Source organism: Pseudomonas sp. JL2 (genome assembly GCF_031570495.1).
GTDB lineage: Bacteria > Pseudomonadota > Gammaproteobacteria > Pseudomonadales > Pseudomonadaceae > Aquipseudomonas > Aquipseudomonas rhizophila.
Genome location: NZ_JAKUDH010000001.1, coordinates 847,607 through 870,019 on the forward strand (window position 1 = coordinate 847,607; position 22,413 = coordinate 870,019).

The window sequence follows — 22,413 nt, forward strand, 5'->3', positions numbered from 1 at the left end:
GCCTAATTACAAGAGAGAAATGAATCATGACCGACACGCCAAAACGCCGACTGCGCAGCGAGCAGTGGTTCAATGATCCTGCCCACGCCGACATGACCGCCCTGTATGTCGAACGCTACATGAACTACGGGATGACCCGCCAAGAGCTGCAATCGGGACGCCCGATCATCGGCATCGCCCAGACCGGCAGCGACCTGACGCCCTGCAACCGTCATCACCTGGAGCTGGCGCAACGGGTCAAAGCCGGTATTCGTGATGCCGGCGGCATTCCCATGGAGTTCCCGGTGCATCCGATCGCCGAGCAGTCGCGCCGCCCCACTGCGGCGCTGGACCGGAACCTGGCCTACCTGGGGCTGGTGGAGATCCTCCATGGTTATCCATTGGACGGCGTGGTGCTCACCACCGGTTGCGACAAGACCACCCCGGCCTGCCTGATGGCCGCGGCAACAACCGACCTGCCGGCGATTGTCCTGTCCGGCGGGCCGATGCTCGACGGTCACCACAAAGGCGAGTTGATCGGCTCCGGCACCGTGCTCTGGCATGCGCGCAATCTGATGGCCGCCGGCGAGATCGACTACGAAGGTTTCATGGAAATGACCACTGCGGCATCGCCGTCGGTGGGGCACTGCAACACCATGGGCACTGCCTTGTCGATGAACGCCTTGGCCGAAGCCCTGGGTATGTCGCTGCCCGGTTGTGCGAGCATTCCAGCGCCCTACCGCGAACGTGGGCAAATGGCTTATGCCACCGGCAAGCGTATCTGCGAACTGGTGCTGCAAGACGTCCGCCCTTCGCAGATCATGACCCGCGAGGCCTTCGAGAACGCTATTGCCGTCGCCTCGGCACTGGGCGCTTCGAGCAACTGTCCGCCACACCTGATCGCCATCGCGCGGCACATGGGCGTCGAACTGAGCCTGGATGACTGGCAACGGATCGGCGAGGACGTGCCGCTGCTGGTCAATTGCATGCCGGCGGGCAAGTACCTGGGTGAAGGTTTCCACCGGGCCGGCGGCGTCCCAGCGGTCATGCATGAACTGCAAAAAGCCGGGCGGCTGCACGAAGACTGCGCCACGGTCAGCGGCAAGACCATCGGCGAAATCGTGCGCAGCAGCCTGACCAGCAACCCCGATGTAATCTACCCCTTCGACACCCCGCTCAAGCACCGTGCCGGATTCATCGTGCTCAGCGGCAATTTCTTCGACAGCGCGATCATGAAAATGTCGGTGGTGGGCGAAGCGTTCCGCAAGACCTACCTGTCCGAACCCGGTGCCGAGGATAGCTTCGAAGCCCGCGCCATCGTGTTCGAAGGACCGGAGGACTACCACGCCCGGATCGACGACCCGGCGTTGGACATCGACGAACGCTGCATCCTGGTCATCCGCGGTGTTGGCACCGTGGGTTACCCCGGCAGTGCCGAAGTGGTGAACATGGCCCCGCCGGCCGCGCTGATCAAACAAGGCATCGACTCCCTGCCCTGCCTCGGTGATGGGCGCCAGAGCGGCACATCGGCGAGCCCGTCGATCCTCAACATTTCCCCTGAGGCAGCGGTGGGAGGTGGCCTGGCCTTGCTGAAAACCAACGACCGCCTGAAAGTGGATCTGAACACACGAACCGTGAACCTGCTGATCGACGAAGCCGAGATGACCCGGCGCCGACTCGAATGGACACCGAATATCCCGCCTTCGCAAACGCCCTGGCAGGAGCTGTATCGGCAGTTGGTGGGCCAGCTATCCACGGGGGGCTGCCTTGAGCCTGCCACGTTGCATCTCAGAGTAATTGCCCGCAGTGGTGAGCCGCGCCACTCTCACTGACGAGGGCCGCCTGTTCGTTGCCCCACTACCGCGCCGCCAGGATGTGAGCAGCTGGCTATCCGACGTTCAGCGTCGGCTAGCCTGGCCATCGGCCAGAAGCCCTACCGCGACCAAACGCTTACAAAATGACAACCGGCACCTCATCAAGTCAGAGCCCCTTCCAAAACGCCCATAACCTACTAAGGTTTTAATCGCCTGCTGAATCGGCGCGATTGCCACCAGATGACCACCGTGCGACTTCCAGGGAAGGAGAAACCGTATGAATGCCAGATCGGATCCAGGCGGTGACGGCATCGTCCTTACACTGGGGGCCACCGAAAGCGTCGACAGTGTGGCCTACGCCTACGGGCATGCGCGCGAGACACTCTGGGATCACCCGCGCAATGCCGATCTGCGCCGTCAACACCCGGACGGGACGGCGCTCGCGGCGGGTGATTCGTTGTTCGTCCCGCCGCGTGTGAAAGCGACCTTCGAACAGAACGCCACCGGGCAAAGACACACCTTCCGCGTACTGAACACCCCTGCCATGCTCAGGTTTCGCCCTTATGCCCTCGCAGGACAGGGCCTGGCCCGGCACTTTCAGGTATTGCGCGGTGACACGCTGCTGGGCAGTGGCGAAGCCGAAGCCAACGGCGATATCGTCTGGCCTCTGGAGCCCACCGCCGACGACATCACCGTGCGCGTAACCTTTGACGGCTTCTCCCGCGATTATCATCTGAGGCTGCGCGCGCTCGACCCGATCAGTACCCTCAAAGGCGTGCAGCAGCGTCTGCGTGGCCTTGGCTACTTCAACGGCGACTGCGATGGTCAGATGGATGACGCGACCCGTGTGGCCATCGGTGCGTTCAAGATGCAGGCCGGATTGCCCGACGACAATGAGTTACTCAGCGATGCCGTACGCACCGCGCTCCACGGCTACCACGGCGAGGCCCCCGTATGATCAGGGTTCGCAAAACGCCTACGGCCCCTCCCGCGCTACAGCGCTCGCACGATGCCATGAAAAACAACGTCCTGCAGGCTGTTCAGGCTGGCGCTTCGGTGGTCCTCTGCACCAAAGGCACCAACACCGCCAAAACAAAAAGTGTTCCCAAAGGCTCGGTGAAGGTCGTCATCGATGACGACCAATACAAACCGCCCCACGCCAAAGCGCTGCTCAAGGTCGACCAATATGGCAAGTGCGCCTTTTGCGAGGCACGCTTCATGGACACCGCAGGCGGGGATGTTGAACATTTCCGGCCGAAAAAACGCCACGACGGTTTCGTTCCAGTGAACGACAAGGCAATGGATAACCTCGGTTATTTTCAGTACGTGTACGACTGGAGCAACCACTTGTGGTCATGCAAGGAGTGCAACGAGACCTACAAGAAGAACTACTTTGACGTGATACCGGACAATCTGGCGCAACCGCCGCCGAGACTGGAAGACTTCAACACCGAGGATGAGTTCTGGGACGCCATTGGCGAATGGGGCCGGTTCAGGCCACCGCGCCACGACGCGTGGGACGACCCGCACAACGCCGAGAAACCGGTGTTGATCAATCCTGTCACCGAGAATCCCCGCGAGCACATCAACTTCAATTGCGCGACAGGACTGGCCATCCCCGCCCCTCTGAATGACCTCAACCAACAAATGCAGCCCACCAGCGACAGGGGTGGCAAGAATATCCTTGTGCTCGGTCTGAACCGCAAGGAGCTTGTGTTCGCCCGCATGCGGCATCTGACAATGTTGCGAGGGGTTTTTCTGGAGATGACCCACAGCCTCGACCTGACGATCGAATTCCTGAAATGGCAACGTGGAGAAGAGTGGTTCAAGACCTTGCAGGAACCGACATTGCGCCATCTGGTGAAATACCCCGACGCTTATCAGGTATCGGACAATCCAACGCGCTGCGCTATCGAGTTTTTGTTCTATTCGACAACGCCCCAGGCACCGTTCTCTGGATTGGCAATGGACGCCTTTGCCTGCTGGAGCCTGGAACTGGCTCGGCACGTGATGCAGTTGCGCGAGCACATCACTCAACTGCAGGCCGCACAAAGCGGGATAGCCCCGGCCACCCGCAGCGTCCACGAACTCCCCCGGCTCAGTCTGCATGCGACCATCCTCGCTACCTACAAGGCGGACATGAAGGCGCTGCAAGCATTGCGCGACACCCTTGAGGTGTATGCTCCGCTATGGAATGCCGGCTTTGAGCAAACGCACATCGAATACGTCTGCCGGGATCGCCTGGAAAAAGTCATGGCTGAACACGCCCAATTTTTCCTGTGGCAAAAGAACTATACCCGTTACGACCCGGCTTTCGTCGCCGGCTATCTGACCCACGAACGCAACTTCCTGGATGTCTACAACGCCCTGGAAACCTATGAGTGCGACAAGAGTACATGGAGCAATGCGATAGACGCGATGAGGCGAAACCTCAATAGATACGGGCCGGATCTCGCAGAAGACCTCACGCCCCATTGCAATCAGGTCGTCGCCCGACTCAAGGTGGTGACGCAAGCGTTCGACCAGGATCGAAACCTGACTCAGACAGCGCCCTGGTGCAACGAAGTGGTCAAGATAGGACAGGATGCTGAACAGCTTACCGCTGAGCTCGACCGCCGTTGCCAAGCCTGTGGGAACGAAGATGCCAGCAACAGCACCACTGAAATGCGCACCACGCTGACGAAAATCGCCAACGCCGTCGCCAAGCTGAAAGCGGGCGACATTCCCCGAGAAGTGATGCCACTTGAATTGCCAACTGCGCCGAAGCCCTGGATCACGCCAAAGGCCACCGGGCTGCGCAAGCGCGCCGGCATGCCCCAAGACCTGGACGCCGCGTGGAAGCACATTCGTTTGCGATCCAATTCATGAGCCGCGGCATCGCTCGACGGCACGCTGATCGAGTTTGGGAAACGTCACCTGACAGTTGCCGGGATCAACCCCTTCCGCTCTCGCCCGGCCGAGTTCGTCAAGCACACCGCTGCGCTGGGTCCCATTGGGCAGCACAATGACGTAGGGCTCCCCGCTGACGGGCTGCCCCTGCATATCCAGTAACTCGATCTCCACAAAGGTCAGCGCAACCGGCTCAAGTGGATTGACGGACTCGGACGAGGCTTTTACCCGCGCACGCTTGTGAGCCGCGGCGGACACCGGTGCAACAACCGCTTCCACAGCGCCCGAGGCCGGTAAGCGAACGGGCATCGGTCGTTGATGTGGAGACACGTAAGCACACAACTCGCCACTCGACAGCTTGCCCGCGACCTGACGGCGAATCTCGTCATCGTCCAGCAGATGGACCAGAATCCCCTGGGCGGACAATAGCGCGCGCAGACGGGCTACTTCACCGCTCCCGGCAAAATGTCGGCGAATAAAGCGCTCTGCCTGCCACGGTTCACGCACATCGATCCTGGTCGCCGGGCTTCCCTCTCGCAGCGCGGACTGGCCATCAGCAAGGTTGGATCGAGTACCCAGCTCGATGCGATCGGCCCCGTCAAAAAAACAAATCCGCATAGGCTGCCAGTCCCGGACAGGAGGATGAAGAGGCAGTGTAGATGATCCAGCACCGGTGATTTGTGCCTATTCGGCAAGCTTGGTTGCAAGGTCGCAGGCCATCCATGGCAAGGCGCCCAGAGATTCAGTTGAACGGACTGCGTGGGGACTCAGAGCTTGTGACTACCCAATGCCAGGTACCGCTGCGGTGACGCCTTACGAAGTCGGGCCGCCAAAAACACACCCGCCAACAGGGCCATGGGAATAATCGCGCAGAGACCGTATGACAAGGCCTTGCTGGCGCCCGTCAACACATCGAAGTGCATGACCGCGATGACCAGCACCGACAATAGGGCAAGACAAGAAAAACCGGGGAAGATCCGCCCACGCCAAACGCCCAGCTTGAGCTCAGGGTGGCGTCGGAAGAAGACCAATACCGCTGCCGAAGTGATCGCCATCAGTAAAATCACGCAAAGCGTCGCCAGGCTGGAAAACCAGGCAAAAAGTTGCAGAATCGGATCGGCATCCATGGCGGCGAAAATCAGCACGACCACGGCAGAGATCAGGCTCTGCAATGCCGACCCCATATGGGGGCTTTGGTGGACGCGATGGGTAGTCCCCAACTGACGCGGCAACAGGCCGTCACGCCCGATGGCGTAGAAATAACGCGCCGCTGCATTATGAAAAGCCAGCAGGCCGGCGTAGATACTGACCATGAACAGCACCCGGATAATCTGAGTCAGGTACGGGCCGACGAAATGGTCGGACATGCCATAAATGAACGTCGTCGGGTCTTGCAAGGCCTGCAGCGTGGGCACAATCTTGTCCGCCCCTACGCCCACCACCATCGCCCAGACCGACAGCGCGTAGAAACCACCAATCAGCAATACCGAGCAGTAAGTGGCAATCGGAATGGTACGTTGCGGGTTCTTGGCCTCTTCGCCATAAATAGTCGTGGCCTCAAAGCCGATGAACGCTGCGAAGCAGAACAGCAAGCCGATGGACGGCGTGCCGCTGAACACATGGCTGCGATCAAACGAGTCCAGATTGATGCCGCTGTCGCCACCGGTTTTCAGAATGGCGAAATCCAGGGTCAGGATTGCCAGGTACTCGGCAATGACCACCACCGACAGCACCCGCGCCGACAGGTCGATCTTGCGATAACCCAGAATCGCAATGCTGGCCATCGCCATCAATGAGTAGGACCACCAGGGCAACTCCAGGCCGAAGACGCTGGCCATCGTGCCGCTGACCACGCCGCCGAACATGCCGTACAGACCGACCTGGAGAATGTTGTAGGCAAACATCGCCAGCACCCCGGCCGCTCCTCCGGCCATGCCCCCCAGACCTCGGGAGGTGAACGCATAGAAACCACCGGCGTTGGTGAGATGTCGGGACATGGTGGTGTAGCCCACTGAAAACGCCAGTAACACCAGCAGAGCCAGAAGCAACAAGGCCGGTGTCCCGGCACCATTGCCTAGCATGATGCCTATGGGGAAGCCCCCGGCGATGACACTCAACGGGCTCGCCGCCGAAACCACGAAGAAGATGATGAAGCCGACACCCAGGGCGCCACGCTTGAGCTCCGTGGAGCTATTGACCGGGGTAAATACACTCATGTTATTGACCTTCTTGTATGAGGCAGCCGCTGTGAGATCGGTGAGGTCAACCGCTACCGTCACCCAATAGCTTGTCGCGTTATCGCACGCTGGGTTCGATCCTATGCCCGCCCATGAGCACCCCACTATCCCAAATCGGTAACTCGCAGAACTCGCCTCAAAAAAGCCAGCCATCCACCCGGCCTTTATCACCTCATTGCAAAGCGATACGTGTCGTCAGCTGCGCCGCCGCGCCCATCACCAGGTCACACAGGTAGCTGCGCTGAAACGCGTGGAACCGCTCACTGCGCCCAACCAGGGTCATGCTCCCGAGTATTCGTCGCTTTTCGTCGAAGATCGGCGCCGCGACGCCACTGCGTCCCGGGTACAGCTCACTTTCGCTGATGCAATAACCTTGTTTGCGAATGGCAAGCAAGCTCTTGGTAAACGGCTTCCATTCCAGCCCCAGATGCAGCAATTGGTCCTGGTTCGCGTGGGCATCATAGAGGCGTCGTATCTGGCGTGGCAGCAGATAAGCCAATACGACCCGGGAGGTCGCGCTGTGGAAAAGGTCGATCGGTCGTCCCTTGCCACCTCCGACCGGACCAGCATCGGAGCCACGCTGGATCAGCACGTTGACCACCGAGTCGCCATGCCACTCGCTGACCAACGCATCCAGGCCGGTGTCGGCGACCAGTTTGTCGACCAGGTCCCGACTGCACGCCAGCAGCGGATCGTAGTTCGCCATCTGATGCTCCAGCGTGATGATTCGCGGGCCCAGCGCGTAACCACGCGGCAAGCGCTTCAACAAGCCGGCATCGCCCAGTTCACGCAGATAGCGGTAGGCAGTGGCGGGCGTGTAGCCAAGCTCCCGGCAAATGATCTCCACGTCGATGAGCGGCTGCTCCGGGCGAAAGAGGTCGAAGACCTGAAGCAGGCGGCGAAGACTATTCATGTTTTCTTGAGATCCTGATGAAGTGACAGCTGCCCCGCCGGGTACAGCGGGGTTTTGGTTCAGGCGCGCGCGCAGACAGGGATGGCAGCACGGGCGGTTTGGGAGGGCAACTCTGCGAACAACGCCTGGTACTCCTCGGCAAAATGGCTGAGGTGGTAGAAGCCCCATTGGGCGGCGGCATCGCCGATCGAGAGATGGGAGGCCGGGGTAGACATCAAGGCGCGGCGCACTCCGTTGAGCCGAACCGAACGCAAATAGTTCAGCGGTGTGGTCTCGGCCACCGAGCGGAAGCTGTTCTGCACGGTGCGCCGACTCACCTGGAGGCGTTGGCACAACTCGATCACGCTGGGCACATTGAGCATCTCGACAGTCGTCAGACGGTGGCATTTCTCGACAATAAAGCTGCGCGTGGAGCTGGGGCTGCGCTGCTGTTTGTCGCAGGCCGGGTCGGTGAGCAGCTGCAGCAACTCACCGAGCATTGCCTGCTCCAACCCCTGCTCGCCCGCGCTGTCGAGCGCCTCGTCGCCTATGGCCAGAGAGAGCACCGCCAGCAATCGACGCCGGGCCTGGGCGAAGCGCTGCGCGGACACCCGGATCACCGGCTGGCGCAGCAACCGGCTGATTTCCCTGGCCGACGCTGTTTGCTCCAGCGCCTGCTCGAACCATTCGCGTTCGAATGTGATGGACAACAGTTCCATGCCCATCGGCATATGGAACATGAACTCCTCGCCGCCGTGCAGAAAGAACAGGCTACTGTCGTCCACCTCGCGACCTTGCATCCGCGTCGAACCCGGCACGTTGATCGGCACGGCAAAGCACATCTTGCCGCGCGGAGCCACGCCGTGCTGCACCACACGCTGGTTGATCTGCTCGCTGAACACGTGGCAACGCGCGGTGCTCAGCTGCATCAAAGAACTTTCGGCAAGGCCGGCGGTTAACTGGCTGTAGTCCTGGTTCCACTCCTGAATGGTGGCCGCATGGACATGGATATCGCGAAAATGGCTGATCTGGTGGTTTTTCATGATGCGCGAAAACCTCGGCCGATATTATTGTTTTTTGCTCGCATTTCTTTGCGATATTCGCACATAGATAAAATAGCGCATAGCTAATTCTCGTATCTGCCACTCGTCGAAACCGGCGGGTGGGGTCGGCTCGTCAATTTGCCGATTCGGGATAACGGCCAAGGACGCTCCATGAGAATGATCGGCACACTGAAAACGCCATCCAGAGAGTTCGTCATGAGTGAATCCAAACTAGAATCCTTACACTTCGCGGATGCCCCGCGGATTATTTCCAGCACACTGCCCGGCCCCCTGACCCGCGAGGCCCTGGCGTTATCGGCGCGTACCGAGTCGATGGCGCGTGGCGGCGGCCGTATGCCCATCGCCATGGACCGCGCGTTCGGCGCGACTTTCAAGGACCCGGATGGCAACACCTATATCGATCTGTCCGCAGGCGTGGGCGTCAGCAGCGTAGGCCGCTGCCACCCCAAGGTGGTACAAGCGATCCGCGAACAGTCCGAGGTGCTGATGCATGCCCTGGAAATCAACAGCACCCGGCGCACCGAACTGGCCGCCAAGCTCTCGGAAATCGCTCCCGATGGCCTGCGCGGCGACTGCATCACCTTCTTCACGCAAAGCGGCAGCGATGCGCTGGAGGCCGCGATCAAGTTCGCCAAACGCATCACCGGGCGCCACCAGATCCTCGCTTTCCACGGCGGCTACCATGGCGTGTGGAACGCCTCCGGCGCCCTGACTACCGGCACGGCCTACCGCAAGGGCTACGGTCCGATGATGGGTGGCGTGATTCACGCACCTTACCCCTATGCCTACCGCTTTCCCTTCGACACCACGCACAAAAGCGCCGAGCAGATCGCCGGCGACTACGTGGACTATCTGCTGAACAGCCCCTACACCGCCGCCGATGACGTGGCGGCCGTGATCGTGGAACCGGTACAGGGCGAAGGCGGCTACGTGCCGCCCTCGCCAGAGTTCCTGCAACTGTTGCGCAAGGCCTGCGATCGCGCCGGCGCGCTGCTGATCGTGGATGAAGTACAGTCCGGCGCCGGGCGTACCGGCAAGATGTGGGCAGTCGAACATTCCGGCGTAAAGCCCGACATGCTGACCTTCGGCAAAGGCATCGGCAGCGACCTGCCAATGGCAGGGCTGATCATGCGCTCGGACCTCGCGGCCTTGATTCCCGACGGTTCGATGCCCAATACCTTCGCCGCCAACTCATTGTCCGCGGCCGTGGCGCTGACCAATATCAGCATCCTGCAGGACCCGGAACTTGGTCTGCTCGAGCGTGCCCACACCCTGGGACTGGAGGCGCAGGAACGTATCCGTGGCTTCAACAGCCCGTTCGTTGGCGAAGTCCGCGGCCGCGGCCTGATGATCGGTATCGAACTCGTCGAAGACCCCATCACCAAGACACCGCTGGAAGGCGCCAAGATCGGTCAGCTCATGGGCTACCTGATGAACCACGGTGTGCTGATGATCCCGTGCGGACGCTACAGCAACGTGATGCGCGTGATGCCCTCGCTGACGATCCCGCGCTCACTGTTCTTCAAGGCCCTAGACATCTTCGGCGACGCCCTGGCCTCCCTCAAGGCATGAGGTGTGGCACCTCCGACCATTCCCCATCACGCATGGACACCTACATGACTCAGTACCTGAAACACTTCATCCAGGGTGCGCCCTTCGAAGCCAGCGACGGAGGTCGTATTCCTCTTATCAACCCCGTGACCGAACAGGTCAACGGCAGCTGCGCAAGCGGTACCGCCGAGGATGTGGACCGCGCCGTGGCAGCGGCGCACGCCCAACTTGAGGGGGGCGCCTGGAGCCGCCTGGACGGCGCCCAGCGCGGTCGCCTGTTGTCGAAACTGGCTGACCTGGTGGAGCGCGACAGCGAATTGCTGGCCGATATGGACGCCAACGCCATCGGTCGCTCACCGCTCGAACCACGCCGGATGGACCTGCCCAACGCAATCGCCAACCTGCGCGCCGCCGCCGGCTGGGCCAACCAGCTTGAAGGACGCACCATTCCCACCGGCGGCTACTTCGGCAGCAAAACCCTCTCGTACACCGTACGTGAGCCGGTAGGTGTGGTCGGTGCCATCGTGCCGTGGAACTCACCGCTGATGATCACCGTGTGGAAGCTCGCCGCCTTGCTGGCGGCAGGCTGCACCGTGGTCATCAAACCCTCGGAAGAAACCCCACAATCGGCCCTGCACCTGGCAGCGCTGGCTCAAGAAGCGGGCTTTCCTGACGGCGTGATTAACGTGGTCACCGGCTACGGTGCGCAGGTGGGTCGCGCCTTGTGCGAACACCCGCACGTGGCCAAGATCAGTTTCACCGGCAGCCCCGAGGCCGGACGCGAGATCCAGCGCACCGCCGGGGTGCTGTTCAAGCGCGTGGCGCTGGAACTGGGCGGCAAAAGCCCACAGATTGTGTTCGACGATGCGCCCTTCGATGACGCGCTGTTTGGCTGCTCACTGGGTCTGTTCGTCAACCAGGGGCAGATCTGTGCCGCCGGCTCGCGCATCCTGGTACACCGCAGCCTCGCCGAGCGCTTCGCCGCGGCGCTTGCCGAGGCCGCGCGCGCGGTCAAGGTAGGCGACCCTCGCGAGCCTGGCGTACAGATGGGGCCGGTAGCCAAGAAAGCGCAGTTCGATCGCGTCAACCGTTACATCCAGATGGGTATCGACCAAGGCGCCTCTTTGTTGGCCGGCGGTGTATCCACCCCGGAGCAAGGCTGGTTCGTGCGACCGACGATCTTCGCCAACGCCCGCAATGACATGACGATTGCCCAGGACGAAATTTTCGGCCCCGTCGGCACGGTCATCACGTTCGACAGCGAAGAAGAGGCTGTGGCACTGGCCAACGATAGCGCCTACGGCTTGGCGGCCACGGTCTGGACGACCGATCTGGTACGTGCGCACCGCGTGGCCGCTGCGGTAAAGGCCGGCGCCATCGGCGTCAACTGCTGGAGCCCGCTGGACGCCAACCTGCCATGGGGCGGCGTCAAGGCCAGCGGCATTGGTCGTGAAGGTGGGCTTGCCGGTGCGCTGGCCTACACCGAGGAGAAAGTCATCACCGTGCTACTGCCCACCTGAGAAAACTCACTGCACCTGCCCTCTCAGGGCCTTGGGTCCCGAGGGGGTATGAATCGTGCATTTTCGATGCCTTGATGATCAATGAAGAGACTGCGATGAACACCTTAAAACAAGCGGCAATTGATCGGTATCCGACCTCCCTGCGCATGCTGCACTGGGTGCGTGCCATCGTCATAGCCGGCCTGCTCTGGGCCGGCTGGTATATGACCGGGCTCGATGATGAAGTGGCGAGCAAGTATGAGCTCTATTACCCATGGCACAAATCCTTCGGGGTGCTGGCATTCCTGTTGGTATTGGTCCAGATCGCCCTGCGTTGGCGTACCCCCACGCTTCCGCAACCACCGCAAACACTGGCCGGGCATGAGCGATTCCTGTCGCGTTTTGTGCAACGTTCCATGTACGTACTGATCGTGGCCGTACCGCTGATGGGCTATTCGATGTCGAGCAGCTACACCATGAGCGACGGCGTGTTCTTTTTTGGCGTGAACCTCCCGGAGCTGCTGGCGAAGAATGACGATTTGTTCGTCGTGTTCCAATGGCTGCACAAAGTGCTGGCTTATACCCTGCTGGCGCTGATCGTGTTGCACGTCGCAGGTGCACTCAAGCATCGGTTCTTCGATAGCGACCCTCGCAACGACGTCCTGCGCCGCATGCTGTGACTGAATCACGACTCGGTGAATGCAGGGATGCGCCACCGCTGGTGACGCCCCCTGGTCTAACTATTCTTACGTCGCAAACAGCAGCTCAGAATGCGACCCAAACAATGAATTGGAAGTAGGTGTTGAGCGATGCGCTACCACTCTGGTTGCCTCCGTTGCCGAGCCACTTGTCAGGCTTGTAGAAACCAACGAGCGGCGAGAGCGTGATGTTATCCGTCACCATCCAATCCAGAAACAGATTGACCTCGCGCGCACTGTAATCCTGATCTTGCCGATCAGAGAGCTGATGGTAGTCGAAGTACATTGCGTTAAGGGTCAACTTATCGGTCGGGTTGACTGAGAGCAGCACGTCGCTGATACGCATGTTCGAGGTGACTGAGCCGGCGTAGTTCACACCGATCTCACCCTGGTAACGTTTGCGGTAGCCGCCCTGAAACAGGAAGTCCCACCCTTCGGAGTAACGCGCGTAGCGATAGCTCACCGTCGGTTGCCATTTGACATCGGCGAAGGTGTAGCCCGCATCAAAGAACATCGCCCGCTGCGAGCCCGAACGTTTTTCCTGGCGCGCCACCTCGAACGCGAAGTCGGCATTCTCGATGCCAGCATTGCCCTGGCCACGGATGCTGTAGATATCCATGCCCTTGCGCTCACCCCGATCGGCAAAAACGTATCGCTCTTCGACATCCAGGCCACGCACGTACGTCGAACCGATCGAGCCAATGGGCGTCGTGTAGTCGATGGTGGCGGCCGCCACTTCCGTCTTCGACTGCCCGGGATTATCCGATTTCAACCATATCAGGCTACCGTGAAGGCCCTGCGTACCACCCACCTTGAGGACAGCGGTGTTCCCGAACGCCAATCGCGGGCCCAGGTAAAAGGCTCCGCCGCGATTGAACCGGCCATCCGCTACGCCCTCGATAGGGTTGAAGGCATTTCCGGGGGCGAACCCATCATCGGTGATCAGAAAGCCGTCCACCGTAACGACCTGTCGGCCAAAGGAGAAATCAACGCCGTCCATGCCCAGCGCCGGAATCAGATCACCCGACTTCCAGCCCAGGTAGGCGTCTTCCACGGCTGTTTCCCTTTCATTCCCGGCGGTGAGTGATCCTGCGTCCCCATCACCCCATGATCCCGTACTGATCAGACTGAACCCGCCGTAGATCGAACCTGCACCGATCTTATCCGTCGTGCCGTTTACACCATACTTGGCGAAGCCTTCCTGCCATCGCATCCTGCCGGGCTCTGCTTCGGGGTCGCCGATGTAGTTCTTTTCGCTGCCGAACCAGCCAAATCCCGCCCATAGCTCGGCGTTCAGCACGGTGGCACCGTCATTTTCATTGTAGAGCTCGTAGCCATGAGCCTGGGGCTCAAACGCACAGAGTGCGACCAGCGAAAGCAATGGGGCGTAAGGGGGGGTGCGCATGACGTCTCTCCTGTTTTTATATTTATGAGGCGAGGCGCGAGTGTTCCGCCTGGGTTGCGCAAGCGGTAACCCAAATCAGCACTTGCAGGGGCTCGATGCCCGTTTCTTCGTGCGCGTTATCCCTTCTCTGCAATAAACATTTCCACGACGGGCAGCAGTTGCCGTTTTGGGCTACGGCCCCTGCTCCCACCCCCCTATGCTGGGCCCATAAGAACGTATAAAAACCGAGGCACTCGCCATGACACCTTTGTCGTCCCCGCTATTACGCAAGGGGCTTGGTCTGCTGACCATTGCCGCCTGCATCGCCCTACCCTCCGTGGTCTCTGCCCACCATTCGTTCGCGATTTTCGACCAGACCAAAACGATCACGCTCAAGGGCGTGGTCGGACGCTTCGTCTGGAGCAACCCCCACGTCTCGATTTATTTCGATTCGCCAGGCCCCCCGCCTCAGCAATTCAAGATCGAGACCGGCAGTGTCAACGCCTTAAGCCGCACCGGCTGGAAGTCCGACTTGATCAAGGCCGGCGATGCCGCCGAGATCACCTTCAAGCCGCTGAAAAACGGTGATCCGGGCGGGCTGCTCGTGGAGATCAAGATCGGTGACGTGGTGCTGTCCGGTGGAGGCTGAGAAACCGCATTCCTACGCCATGAGACCTGAATGAACAGACCAACGGGATGGAGACGCTTTCAATGAAACCGACACGAACCTTGAACCTGACAAGCTTCTTCCTGGGCGTGCTACTCATGACTGTCGCCGGGGTGAGCAGCGCGGCCGCCTCTAAAACCCAGGACGCCAAACACGGCGCGGGCACACGCCCCGACATCAGCGGCACGTGGGAGCGGACTCCGGACGACTGGTTCGGAGAGGACCCGGACAATCCGGTGCACCCCGGTGGCCCGATGGACCTGAAGGAGCCCTATGCCAGCGAATACGTCGCGTTGAAAAAGCGCCAGGCCGCCGCGAACGAGGCCGGCACGCCACTGGCCACCACCAGCTCCATGTGCCTGCCCGAAGGCATGCCGGTATTGATGGCGGCGCTCTTCCCCATCCAACTCATTCATGACGATAAGCAAGTGGTGGTGCTCGGCGAATATCTCCAGCAAGTGCGCCGCATCATCCTCAACGAAGCCATGCCTGCGCTGGATACGCTGGACCCCAGCTACCAGGGCTACTCGCGCGGCCGCTGGGAGGGCGACACGCTGGTGGTGCAAACACAAGGCGTGCGCACAGATGTGGCCTTCTACGACGTTCCGCACAGCAAGGAAATGAAAATCACCGAGCGCATCAGACTGAAGGCGCCGGATCGCCTGGAGAACCAGGTAGTGATCGAGGACCCGCAGGTACTCAACAGCCCTTACCGTTTCACGTTCGACTACAAGCGCTCCGACTACCGCATTCACGAATATGTCTGCGAGAACAACCAGATCGTGATCGACAGCGAGGGCAAGACGAGCCTCAAACGCGACTGAACCGATGCCCTCATCGATAACCACTTGGAGGTGACCTAATGGAACGACTGATCACAATCAGCATCCTGCGGCCGTCGATGCAAAGCGCCTTTCTGTCACTCGTGTTGATCTCCAGCGCGTCCGCCGAGGTGCCCCGGATGCCCACGGCCATTGCGGTGCCGCCGTCCGGCCAACTGCCTCTGTCATCGGCAGAGCGCGCGGGCACCGAACACAGCGACCTCGACCGCTACGGTTACGTCGAGGAGGAGTTCTACCTGCAAGGCATTGCCCCGGCAATCACTGCCGCGGGCAAGCCTTTGCTCGAGGCGCCTTATACCACCCGTATCCTGATTCGCAAGCCGACGGACCCGGCACGCTTCAACGGCACCGTCGTGATCGAGCCGTTCAGTTGGTTCGGCGAGCGTGCTGCCGGCTGGATCCTGACCCGCGATTACTTGCTGCGACGCGGCTACGCGTATGTCGGGTACACGCTGAATATCAACCAACCGCCAGTCGATCCCAAGTTCCTTTCAGACACCCCGGCCGCCGAGGCCGAACAGATCGCCCAGTACGGGCGGATCGTGAACTTCGAGTTCATGCGCCGCTTCGACTACGCCCGCTATGCGCCGCTGGGCGCCTACTACGATCCGCAACGTTTCATCCGCGGTGACGCGCCGGACCCGTTCGCGCCGCAATCCCAGGGCATCGGTGCGCAGCTGGCGCTATTACTCAAGAGCAATGGGCCACAAGGCCCGTTGGCAGGTCTGGACGTGCAACGCGTGTATGTCGACAGCTGGGCCGTCACCGCCCAAGTCTGGATGGACTACCTCGACCAGGGCCGGCACCAGCAATGGCGAATGCCCGACGCAAGCGCGCTGATCGATGGCTACATGACCGGTCGCATGGCCTACGGCGAAGTGGGCGGCGACGTCATTCGAGTGCCGCGCCAGATGCCCGACGGCGTGCCGTTCGTGACCGTATACAGCCAGTCGGAACTGATGCACGACGTGATCGAAGGCATCGACCTGCCGCCGGACACCGACAGCCCGCAGTTGCGTTATTACGAAGTGACCGGCATGCCGCATTTGCGCCTGGCCGACCTCGGCACCGAGCACACCGAGCACCTCGCTGCCGACATCGGCAAAGGCGATGACCCACAGTGCCGGACGCTGTACGACGAGCCGGTGGAAATGGTGGTGTCGGCGTTACTCGATGGCATGGACAAATGGGTACGCGAGGGCAAGCCGATGCCAAAGGCACCCAGGGTCGTGCGCGACGGCAAGGTGGCAGCGCGCGACCCTGCTACCGGCAATCTGCAAGGGGGCGTACGCCCGCCGTGGGTCCAGGTGCCGAGTGCGACCTACCTCACCGATCAAGAGACCGGCTGCGGCCTGATCTACGACACGAAGGTGGCTTATTCGCAGGATGCGCTGCGCCGGCGCTATGGAAGTTTCAGCCACTACCAAAAGGCATTCGAAGACGCCAAGGGCGTGTCGATCAAGCAAGGGTATCTGCTGCCGGAAGATGCGGCAGGCCTGCACACGATCGCAACACCTGAAGATTTCTAACCCTCTGACCCTGCGGGAGAGCAACAAATGTCCTCCATACCTGTCATTGCCTGGCTCTATGCGACACCGGTGAGCACCGCCATCAGGGACTTGCTCTGGGTGGTGCCCACTGTGCAGAGCATTCATATCATTGCCATCGCGGTGATCTTCGGCTCCGCCGTCATTTCCGACCTGCGCCTGGCCGGCGTACTCGCCACGGACGAGCCTTTGCGCGGCGTGGTTCAACGCTACTACCCGTGGATGCGCAATGCGCTTGTCGTCCTGCTTGCCACGGGGTTGATCATGGCCATCGGCGAACCGGACCGCGTTCTCCTCAACAACACGTTCTGGCTGAAGATGGCCCTGGTCATCGGCGCGTTCACCCTGGCCTGGCGGCTGCGGCGACCCTTTCTGCGCCCTGCCGTCCCTGCACACAGTGACGACGACAAGCCGCCGGTCAAGGCGCTGGTCTGGCTGTCGATCGCCTTGTGGTGCGTCGTGATCATCTGCGGTCGCTGGATCGCCTACTCGATCTAAACGTTTTCAACCCAGTTCTCAGGTATCCGTCATGGACATTCAATCAATACTGCAAGCCATCGAGGCCAGTTCGCTCGCCACCTTTGTCCGTGAATCGGACACGGCTTTTCCGGCCCTGGAATCGGTGCATGTGATCGGCATCGCCCTGGTGTTCGGGAGTATCGCAGTGGTGGACTTGCGCCTGCTCGGCATTGCCTCCCACCGCAGCAGCGCGCGAAGGCTGATCCGGGAGCTGCTGCCGTACACCTGGGCTGCCTTCGTGGCGTGCGTGATCACCGGTTCGCTCATGTTTGCCGCCAATGCCATCACCTATGCGCAGAACTCCGTGTTCCTGTGGAAGATGGGCGTGTTGATGCTGGCGGGCCTGAACATGGTGATATTCCATCTGGGCGCCTTTCGCCGCATCGACGAATGGGACGCCGTGCTGCCACCCCCCGGCCAGGCGCGTATCGCCGGGTTCAGTTCGATGGCGTTGTGGATCGGTGTGATCTGCCTTGGCCGCTGGATTGCGTTTATCTGATGGCCCGGCTATCGCCACGCAGGCACCACCCCAACGGCACACCCGGCGATGCCGCCAGCAGTGCATTCACGCTTGTGCACCCGCGCTCCGGCCGATGGGAAACCGCGGGCATGCTGCTTGCTGCACTGATCATCATCGCCAGCGTGGCCGGTTATATGTTGTTGCGGCCACAGAAAGTCGGCCCACCCACCGCGCTGAGCTGGCAGGTGCGTTCCTTCGATGGCCTGAGTTCGGTCGATCAGGCCATCCATAGTGCGCTGTTGCCTGCCGGTGAAGAAATCATCTGGAACAACAACGACACCGGCGGCTGGATCACCCTGGATCGTGCCCAAGAGCTTGTGCTGCCGCCCTTCTATCGGGACGCATTCTGGAAGGCCAATGGTCAGGTGCACTGGCAACTGATCCTGCCCGGCACCCACCTGTCCCATAGGCAGCCTGCCGACAAACACACCGACAACGACGCCCATGCCGACGCCGCCGCGGTTCCCGCGCCTCTCCCCTCCAGCGAGGTGTCGCAAGCCACTCAGGGCCAGGGCGCCACGGTCTATTACGGCTCCGGCGGCAGCGTGCCGGGCCAGAGCGCCTACCTGCTCGTCATCGGTCATGCCCATGCCGGGGTGATGTGGGCCAACCAGGCGACGATCTGGATCCATCCCAATCCGAACGCGCCCTACCCCTCCATCGTCAAGGCCGAGTCGCTGGTCGGCGACGGCTGGCGACAAGTCATTCCTTACGACGGCACCAGTGAAATCGAACGCGTAAAAGGAACCCAGCCATGAATGCCTTTATAAAACACCGCACACTGTTGCGCCGTTGCCTGGCGTTGCTGCTGATCCCCGCCATCGCCTGCGCCAGCCCGGAACACCCCGCCGGCAAGCGGCTCAAAGTCGGCGTCACATTGCATCCCTACTACAGCTTCGTGGCCAACATTGTTGGTGATCGGGCGGACGTCGTTGCGCTGATCCCGGCGCAGGCCAATCCGCATAATTACCAGCCGCAACCCGACGACATTACCCGCGCGATGAACATCGATGTGCTGGTAGTCAACGGCATTGGCCACGATGAATGGGCCTTCGAGATCATCAAGGCCGCCGGCCGTCGCGAGACGCTGCCGATCATTCAGGCCAATGCCTCGGTGGCACTCATTCCCATCGGCGGCGACCAGGGCGGCGTCAAGGTGGTGAACCCACATACCTTCGTCTCCACCACGGCGGCGATACAACAGGTGTTCGAGATCGCCCGCCGCCTGGGCGAGCGCGATCCGGACAACGCGGCGGCCTATAGGCAGAACGCCCTGGCGTATGCCGGACGGATCCGCGCCCTGCGCGCGCGCTTCATGAGTCGCTTTGCCGCGCTGGATCTTTCGCCGTTTCGTTGCGCGACGTTGCACGGCGGTTACGACTACATGATGCAAGAGTTCGGCCTGTTTGTGAGCGCCGTGATTGAACCGCGTCACGGTGTGGCGCCGACTGCGCGCCAGTTGGCCACCACGATCGACACCATCAGGAAGGCCAATGTAAGGGTGCTTTTCGCCGAAAAGAACTTTTCCATGGATCTGGCCAAACCGATTGAGGCAGCCACCGGAGTAAAAGTCTTCACCCTGTCCCACATCACCGGCAGCACCTACAGCGCGGACGAATTCGAGGTAGCCATAGGCGAAAACCTTGAAACGTTGGCCGAAGCCGTCGAGTTCACGCAACGATGAAGAAGGATCAAGCGATGCGCGGACCTGCCGTGATGTTCGATAACGTCTCGCTGCAACTGGGCGGTACACAGGTGCTCGATGCGGTGAGCTTTCGGGTGGAAGCCGGTGCGCTGCACTGCCTGGTCGGCCCGAACGGAGGGGGCAAGACCTCACTTGTGCGCGCGCTGCTGGGCCAGATGCCGCATTCCGGGGTTATCCGCTTCGAGGGTGTCGCCAAGCCGGTGGGCTACGTGCCGCAACTGCTGGATTTCGACCGCAACGTGCCGATGACGGTCAACGATGTGATGGCACTGCTCACTCAGCGCCGGCCGGCTTTCCTGGGCTCAAGTCGCTCCGCCAGGGCGGCGCAGGCCGAGGCCCTGGCGCGTACCGGTGTGGCCGGAATAGGCACAAAACCATTTGGCAGCCTGTCCGGTGGGCAGCGCCAGCGCGTGCTGCTGGCCCAGGCGATCAGCCCCGCGCCGTGGCTGCTGGTCCTCGATGAACCCACCGCCGGTATCGACGAAGCCGGTGTGCGCCTGGTGGAAGCACTGGTGGCCGAGTTGCACGACTGCGGCGTCACCGTCCTGTGGATCAACCACGATCTCGAACAGGTCAAGCGTATCGCCCAGTCTGTGACCGTTATCAATCAAAGGGTGCTGTTTCATGGCCCGGCCGATCAGATCGACTGCCGACTGGAGGATATTCGATGAGTGCCTTGTACGACTTCATCCGCGATCACCTCCAGACGCTCGCCGCGCGCCAGATGCTGCCGCAACCGTTCGAATACGAGTTCGTGATCAATGCGCTGATGTGCGCCGTTCTGATCGGACCCTTGTTGGGTGTGCTGGGCTCAATGGTGATGATCAAGCGCATGGCTTTCTTCAGCCAGTCCGTTGGCAATGCTGCGATGACTGGCGTTGCCATTGGCGTGCTGATTGGCGAGTCCTATACCTCTCCTTACCTGTCGATGTTCGGCTTCTGCCTGCTGTTTGCGCTGACGCTGAAATACACCCAGCACCGCACGACGCTGGCCAACGACACACTGATCGGGGTGTTCCTGTCCATTTCGCTGGCAGTCGGCGCCTCGTTGCTGCTGTTCGTGTCGGCGAAGATCAACACCCACGTGATGGAAAGCGTGCTGTTCGGCTCCATCTTGGCCGTGGACCACACCGACATGAATGTGCTGCTCGGCGTAACGGTCATTTGCGCCCTCATCGGGCTGCCCCTTTACAACGGCATGTTGCTGTCCAGCCTCAATCCGAGCCTGGCACATGCGCGCGGCGTGCCGGTGCGCAGCGTCGAGTACCTGTTTGTGGTGTTGGTCACTCTGGTGACGGTGGCCTGCCTGAAAATCATCGGTGCGGTATTGGTCGAGGCCCTTCTGCTGATACCCGCCGCGGCGGCCCGCAACGTCACCCGCTCACTTGCGGCACTGGTCACGCTGGCCATCCTGATTGCGACGTTTTCCTGCGTGGTCGGCATCCTGGCGCCTATGCAATTCCACATCCCGGTGCCGACCGGCGGTGCGATCGTGCTGGTCGCCGCTCTGGTGTTTGTCTTGACCACCATCATCCGTGCGACCTCGTCGCGATTCAGAGGGACCAGCGTATGAAATGGCTTTGCCTGTCACGTGGATCCTGGCTGGCGGTGTTGGCCCTGCTGCTGGGCACCCAGTTTCCGGTCTTTGCCGATACCGGCCGCCAGCGGGTGCTCGTTGCGCTGCCGGCGGTGTACGCACTTACGTCGGCGCTCAGCGAAGGCACGCTCATCCAGGTCATGCGGCTACCGCCGGACAGCCCCGTACCCATGGAGAGCCTGGCCAATGCGCTGTCGCGTCTCGATCCGGCCGTGTTCCAGCAAGCCGACGCCGTGGTGACCCTGAGTCATCTCTGGCGTGCGGACCCATTGTATGCAACGGCCCGGCGCCACAACCTGCGCATCATCGAGATCGATGCCTCGCGTTCATGGGACACGATCAAGCCCGGCGTGGCCGTGATGCGCGTGCCACCGAACGACGTGCCCTGGGCCGTCGCGAGCAACATCGACAGCGGCCCGTCGCCCTACGCCTGGCTCGGTCCCGTCAACGGCATGCGCATGTCGGCGCTGATCGCTGCCGACCTGACACGCCTGTCCCCCGCCGATGCGCCTCGAATCGAGAGCAACCTCGCCGCACTTGAAAGCCGCCTGCGCCGGCTCAAGGCCGACTACGGCGCGCGGATGGTAGCGCTGCCGGATGTGCGCGTGCTGTCGCTGGCGAACGAGTTCACCTACCTGTTTGGCGAGTTCGGCATCTTTGTCGACGGCTGGTTCGTGCGCCAGGACCTTGACTGGAGCGACGCCGATCGCACCGCACTGACCCGATACCTGCGCGAGCGTGACATCCGCGTAGTGGTCCACAAGTGGATACCGGATGAAAAGATCGCCAGGGCCATCCAGGACGGCGGCGCACGGTTGCTGCTACTGGACACCGGCAACCCGGGAGAACTCGCCGACGCAGCCGGCGACTACATCGCACTTCTGCGCTCGAACCTGGAGGCGTTGCTGGCGGCCTTCTCCCCGGCTGGCAACGACACTACAAGCGGCGATGATCAATCGCCATCCCATGATCAACCTCGTGCGCTGAGACCAAAGATCCTATGAGCCAC

The 22,413-nt window shown here is 61.3% G+C and carries 21 protein-coding genes; 16 read left to right on the forward strand and 5 right to left on the reverse strand.

Annotated features, from left to right (window positions below):
• The first annotated feature begins 26 nt into the window (after nt 1-26).
• The 3 genes from MKS85_RS03805 (at nt 27) to MKS85_RS03815 (ending at nt 4,661) form a co-directional block, all read left to right on the forward strand.
• Nucleotides 27-1,811 (forward strand): IlvD/Edd family dehydratase, encoded by a 1,785-nt coding sequence (locus tag MKS85_RS03805; RefSeq protein ID WP_310662727.1) that lies wholly within the window; start codon nt 27-29, stop codon nt 1,809-1,811.
• Nucleotides 1,812-2,070: 259 nt separating this feature from the next.
• Nucleotides 2,071-2,751 carry a peptidoglycan-binding protein gene (locus MKS85_RS03810; RefSeq protein WP_139049782.1) on the forward strand — a complete coding sequence of 227 codons (681 nt, stop codon included), beginning with the start codon at nt 2,071-2,073 and terminating at the stop codon, nt 2,749-2,751.
• A 56-nt stretch (nt 2,752-2,807) separates the two neighbouring features.
• Complete coding sequence (locus MKS85_RS03815; protein ID WP_256677109.1) at nt 2,808-4,661, forward strand: protein Hnh; 1,854 nt, start codon at nt 2,808-2,810, stop codon at nt 4,659-4,661.
• Here MKS85_RS03815 and MKS85_RS03820 read toward each other — a convergent pair.
• From MKS85_RS03820 to MKS85_RS03835, 4 genes are all read right to left on the reverse strand, one after another.
• Entirely contained in the window at nt 4,656-5,300 is a 645-nt protein-coding gene (locus MKS85_RS03820; RefSeq protein ID WP_139049780.1) for a hypothetical protein, read from the reverse strand. The two genes, MKS85_RS03815 and MKS85_RS03820, sit on opposite strands and share 6 nt — an antisense overlap.
• Nucleotides 5,301-5,449: 149 nt before the next feature.
• A complete protein-coding gene (locus MKS85_RS03825; RefSeq protein WP_305466131.1) occupies nt 5,450-6,898 on the reverse strand; it encodes an APC family permease in 1,449 nt (482 codons plus the stop codon).
• Between the two features lie 193 nt (nt 6,899-7,091).
• Nucleotides 7,092-7,832, reverse strand: a complete 741-nt coding sequence (locus tag MKS85_RS03830; RefSeq protein WP_139049778.1) for an IclR family transcriptional regulator — start codon at nt 7,830-7,832, stop codon at nt 7,092-7,094.
• Between the two features lie 59 nt (nt 7,833-7,891).
• A complete protein-coding gene (locus tag MKS85_RS03835) occupies nt 7,892-8,854 on the reverse strand; it encodes a helix-turn-helix domain-containing protein (protein WP_139049777.1) in 963 nt (320 codons plus the stop codon).
• Between the two features lie 216 nt (nt 8,855-9,070).
• Here MKS85_RS03835 and MKS85_RS03840 point away from each other — a divergent pair, with 216 nt between their 5' ends.
• The 3 genes from MKS85_RS03840 to MKS85_RS03850 all read left to right on the forward strand — a co-directional run bounded on the left by MKS85_RS03840 (nt 9,071) and on the right by MKS85_RS03850 (nt 12,605).
• Nucleotides 9,071-10,447, forward strand: a complete 1,377-nt coding sequence (locus tag MKS85_RS03840; RefSeq protein ID WP_139049776.1) for an aspartate aminotransferase family protein — start codon at nt 9,071-9,073, stop codon at nt 10,445-10,447.
• Nucleotides 10,448-10,491: 44 nt separating this feature from the next.
• Nucleotides 10,492-11,946, forward strand: coding sequence for an aldehyde dehydrogenase (locus MKS85_RS03845; RefSeq protein WP_139049775.1), 1,455 nt, complete (start codon nt 10,492-10,494; stop codon nt 11,944-11,946).
• A 95-nt stretch (nt 11,947-12,041) separates the two neighbouring features.
• On the forward strand, nt 12,042-12,605 hold the full coding sequence (locus MKS85_RS03850; RefSeq protein ID WP_310662728.1) for a cytochrome b/b6 domain-containing protein: 564 nt from the start codon (nt 12,042-12,044) through the stop codon (nt 12,603-12,605).
• A gap of 85 nt (nt 12,606-12,690) precedes the next feature.
• Here the strand turns inward: MKS85_RS03850 and MKS85_RS03855 are convergent, their stop codons facing one another.
• Complete coding sequence (locus MKS85_RS03855) at nt 12,691-14,028, reverse strand: alginate export family protein (RefSeq protein WP_139049773.1); 1,338 nt, start codon at nt 14,026-14,028, stop codon at nt 12,691-12,693.
• 238 nt (nt 14,029-14,266) lie between these two features.
• Between MKS85_RS03855 and MKS85_RS03860 the strand changes: the two genes are divergently transcribed.
• The 10 genes from MKS85_RS03860 to MKS85_RS03905 all read left to right on the forward strand — a co-directional run bounded on the left by MKS85_RS03860 (nt 14,267) and on the right by MKS85_RS03905 (nt 22,408).
• A complete protein-coding gene (locus MKS85_RS03860; protein ID WP_139049772.1) occupies nt 14,267-14,656 on the forward strand; it encodes a DUF6152 family protein in 390 nt (129 codons plus the stop codon).
• Between the two features lie 62 nt (nt 14,657-14,718).
• Complete coding sequence (locus tag MKS85_RS03865; protein ID WP_256228702.1) at nt 14,719-15,498, forward strand: hypothetical protein; 780 nt, start codon at nt 14,719-14,721, stop codon at nt 15,496-15,498.
• Nucleotides 15,499-15,536: 38 nt separating this feature from the next.
• Nucleotides 15,537-17,045 carry an alpha/beta hydrolase domain-containing protein gene (locus MKS85_RS03870; RefSeq protein ID WP_310662729.1) on the forward strand — a complete coding sequence of 503 codons (1,509 nt, stop codon included), beginning with the start codon at nt 15,537-15,539 and terminating at the stop codon, nt 17,043-17,045.
• Nucleotides 17,046-17,072: 27 nt separating this feature from the next.
• Nucleotides 17,073-17,561 (forward strand): DUF6644 family protein, encoded by a 489-nt coding sequence (locus MKS85_RS03875; RefSeq protein WP_139049769.1) that lies wholly within the window; start codon nt 17,073-17,075, stop codon nt 17,559-17,561.
• Nucleotides 17,562-17,592: 31 nt separating this feature from the next.
• Nucleotides 17,593-18,081 carry a DUF6644 family protein gene (locus MKS85_RS03880; protein WP_139049768.1) on the forward strand — a complete coding sequence of 163 codons (489 nt, stop codon included), beginning with the start codon at nt 17,593-17,595 and terminating at the stop codon, nt 18,079-18,081.
• Complete coding sequence (locus tag MKS85_RS03885; protein ID WP_310662730.1) at nt 18,081-18,860, forward strand: DUF6162 family protein; 780 nt, start codon at nt 18,081-18,083, stop codon at nt 18,858-18,860. Before MKS85_RS03880 ends, MKS85_RS03885 begins: the two co-directional genes overlap by 1 nt.
• On the forward strand, nt 18,857-19,786 hold the full coding sequence (locus tag MKS85_RS03890; protein ID WP_310662731.1) for a metal ABC transporter solute-binding protein, Zn/Mn family: 930 nt from the start codon (nt 18,857-18,859) through the stop codon (nt 19,784-19,786). Before MKS85_RS03885 ends, MKS85_RS03890 begins: the two co-directional genes overlap by 4 nt.
• A gap of 14 nt (nt 19,787-19,800) precedes the next feature.
• Nucleotides 19,801-20,478, forward strand: a complete 678-nt coding sequence (locus tag MKS85_RS03895) for a metal ABC transporter ATP-binding protein (RefSeq protein ID WP_310662732.1) — start codon at nt 19,801-19,803, stop codon at nt 20,476-20,478.
• Entirely contained in the window at nt 20,475-21,380 is a 906-nt protein-coding gene (locus MKS85_RS03900) for a metal ABC transporter permease (RefSeq protein WP_139049764.1), read from the forward strand. Before MKS85_RS03895 ends, MKS85_RS03900 begins: the two co-directional genes overlap by 4 nt.
• The gene (locus MKS85_RS03905; protein ID WP_310662733.1) at nt 21,377-22,408 is read left to right on the forward strand and encodes a metal ABC transporter solute-binding protein, Zn/Mn family; all 1,032 of its coding nucleotides are present in this window, start codon (nt 21,377-21,379) and stop codon (nt 22,406-22,408) included. Before MKS85_RS03900 ends, MKS85_RS03905 begins: the two co-directional genes overlap by 4 nt.
• Nucleotides 22,409-22,413 lie beyond the last annotated feature (5 nt).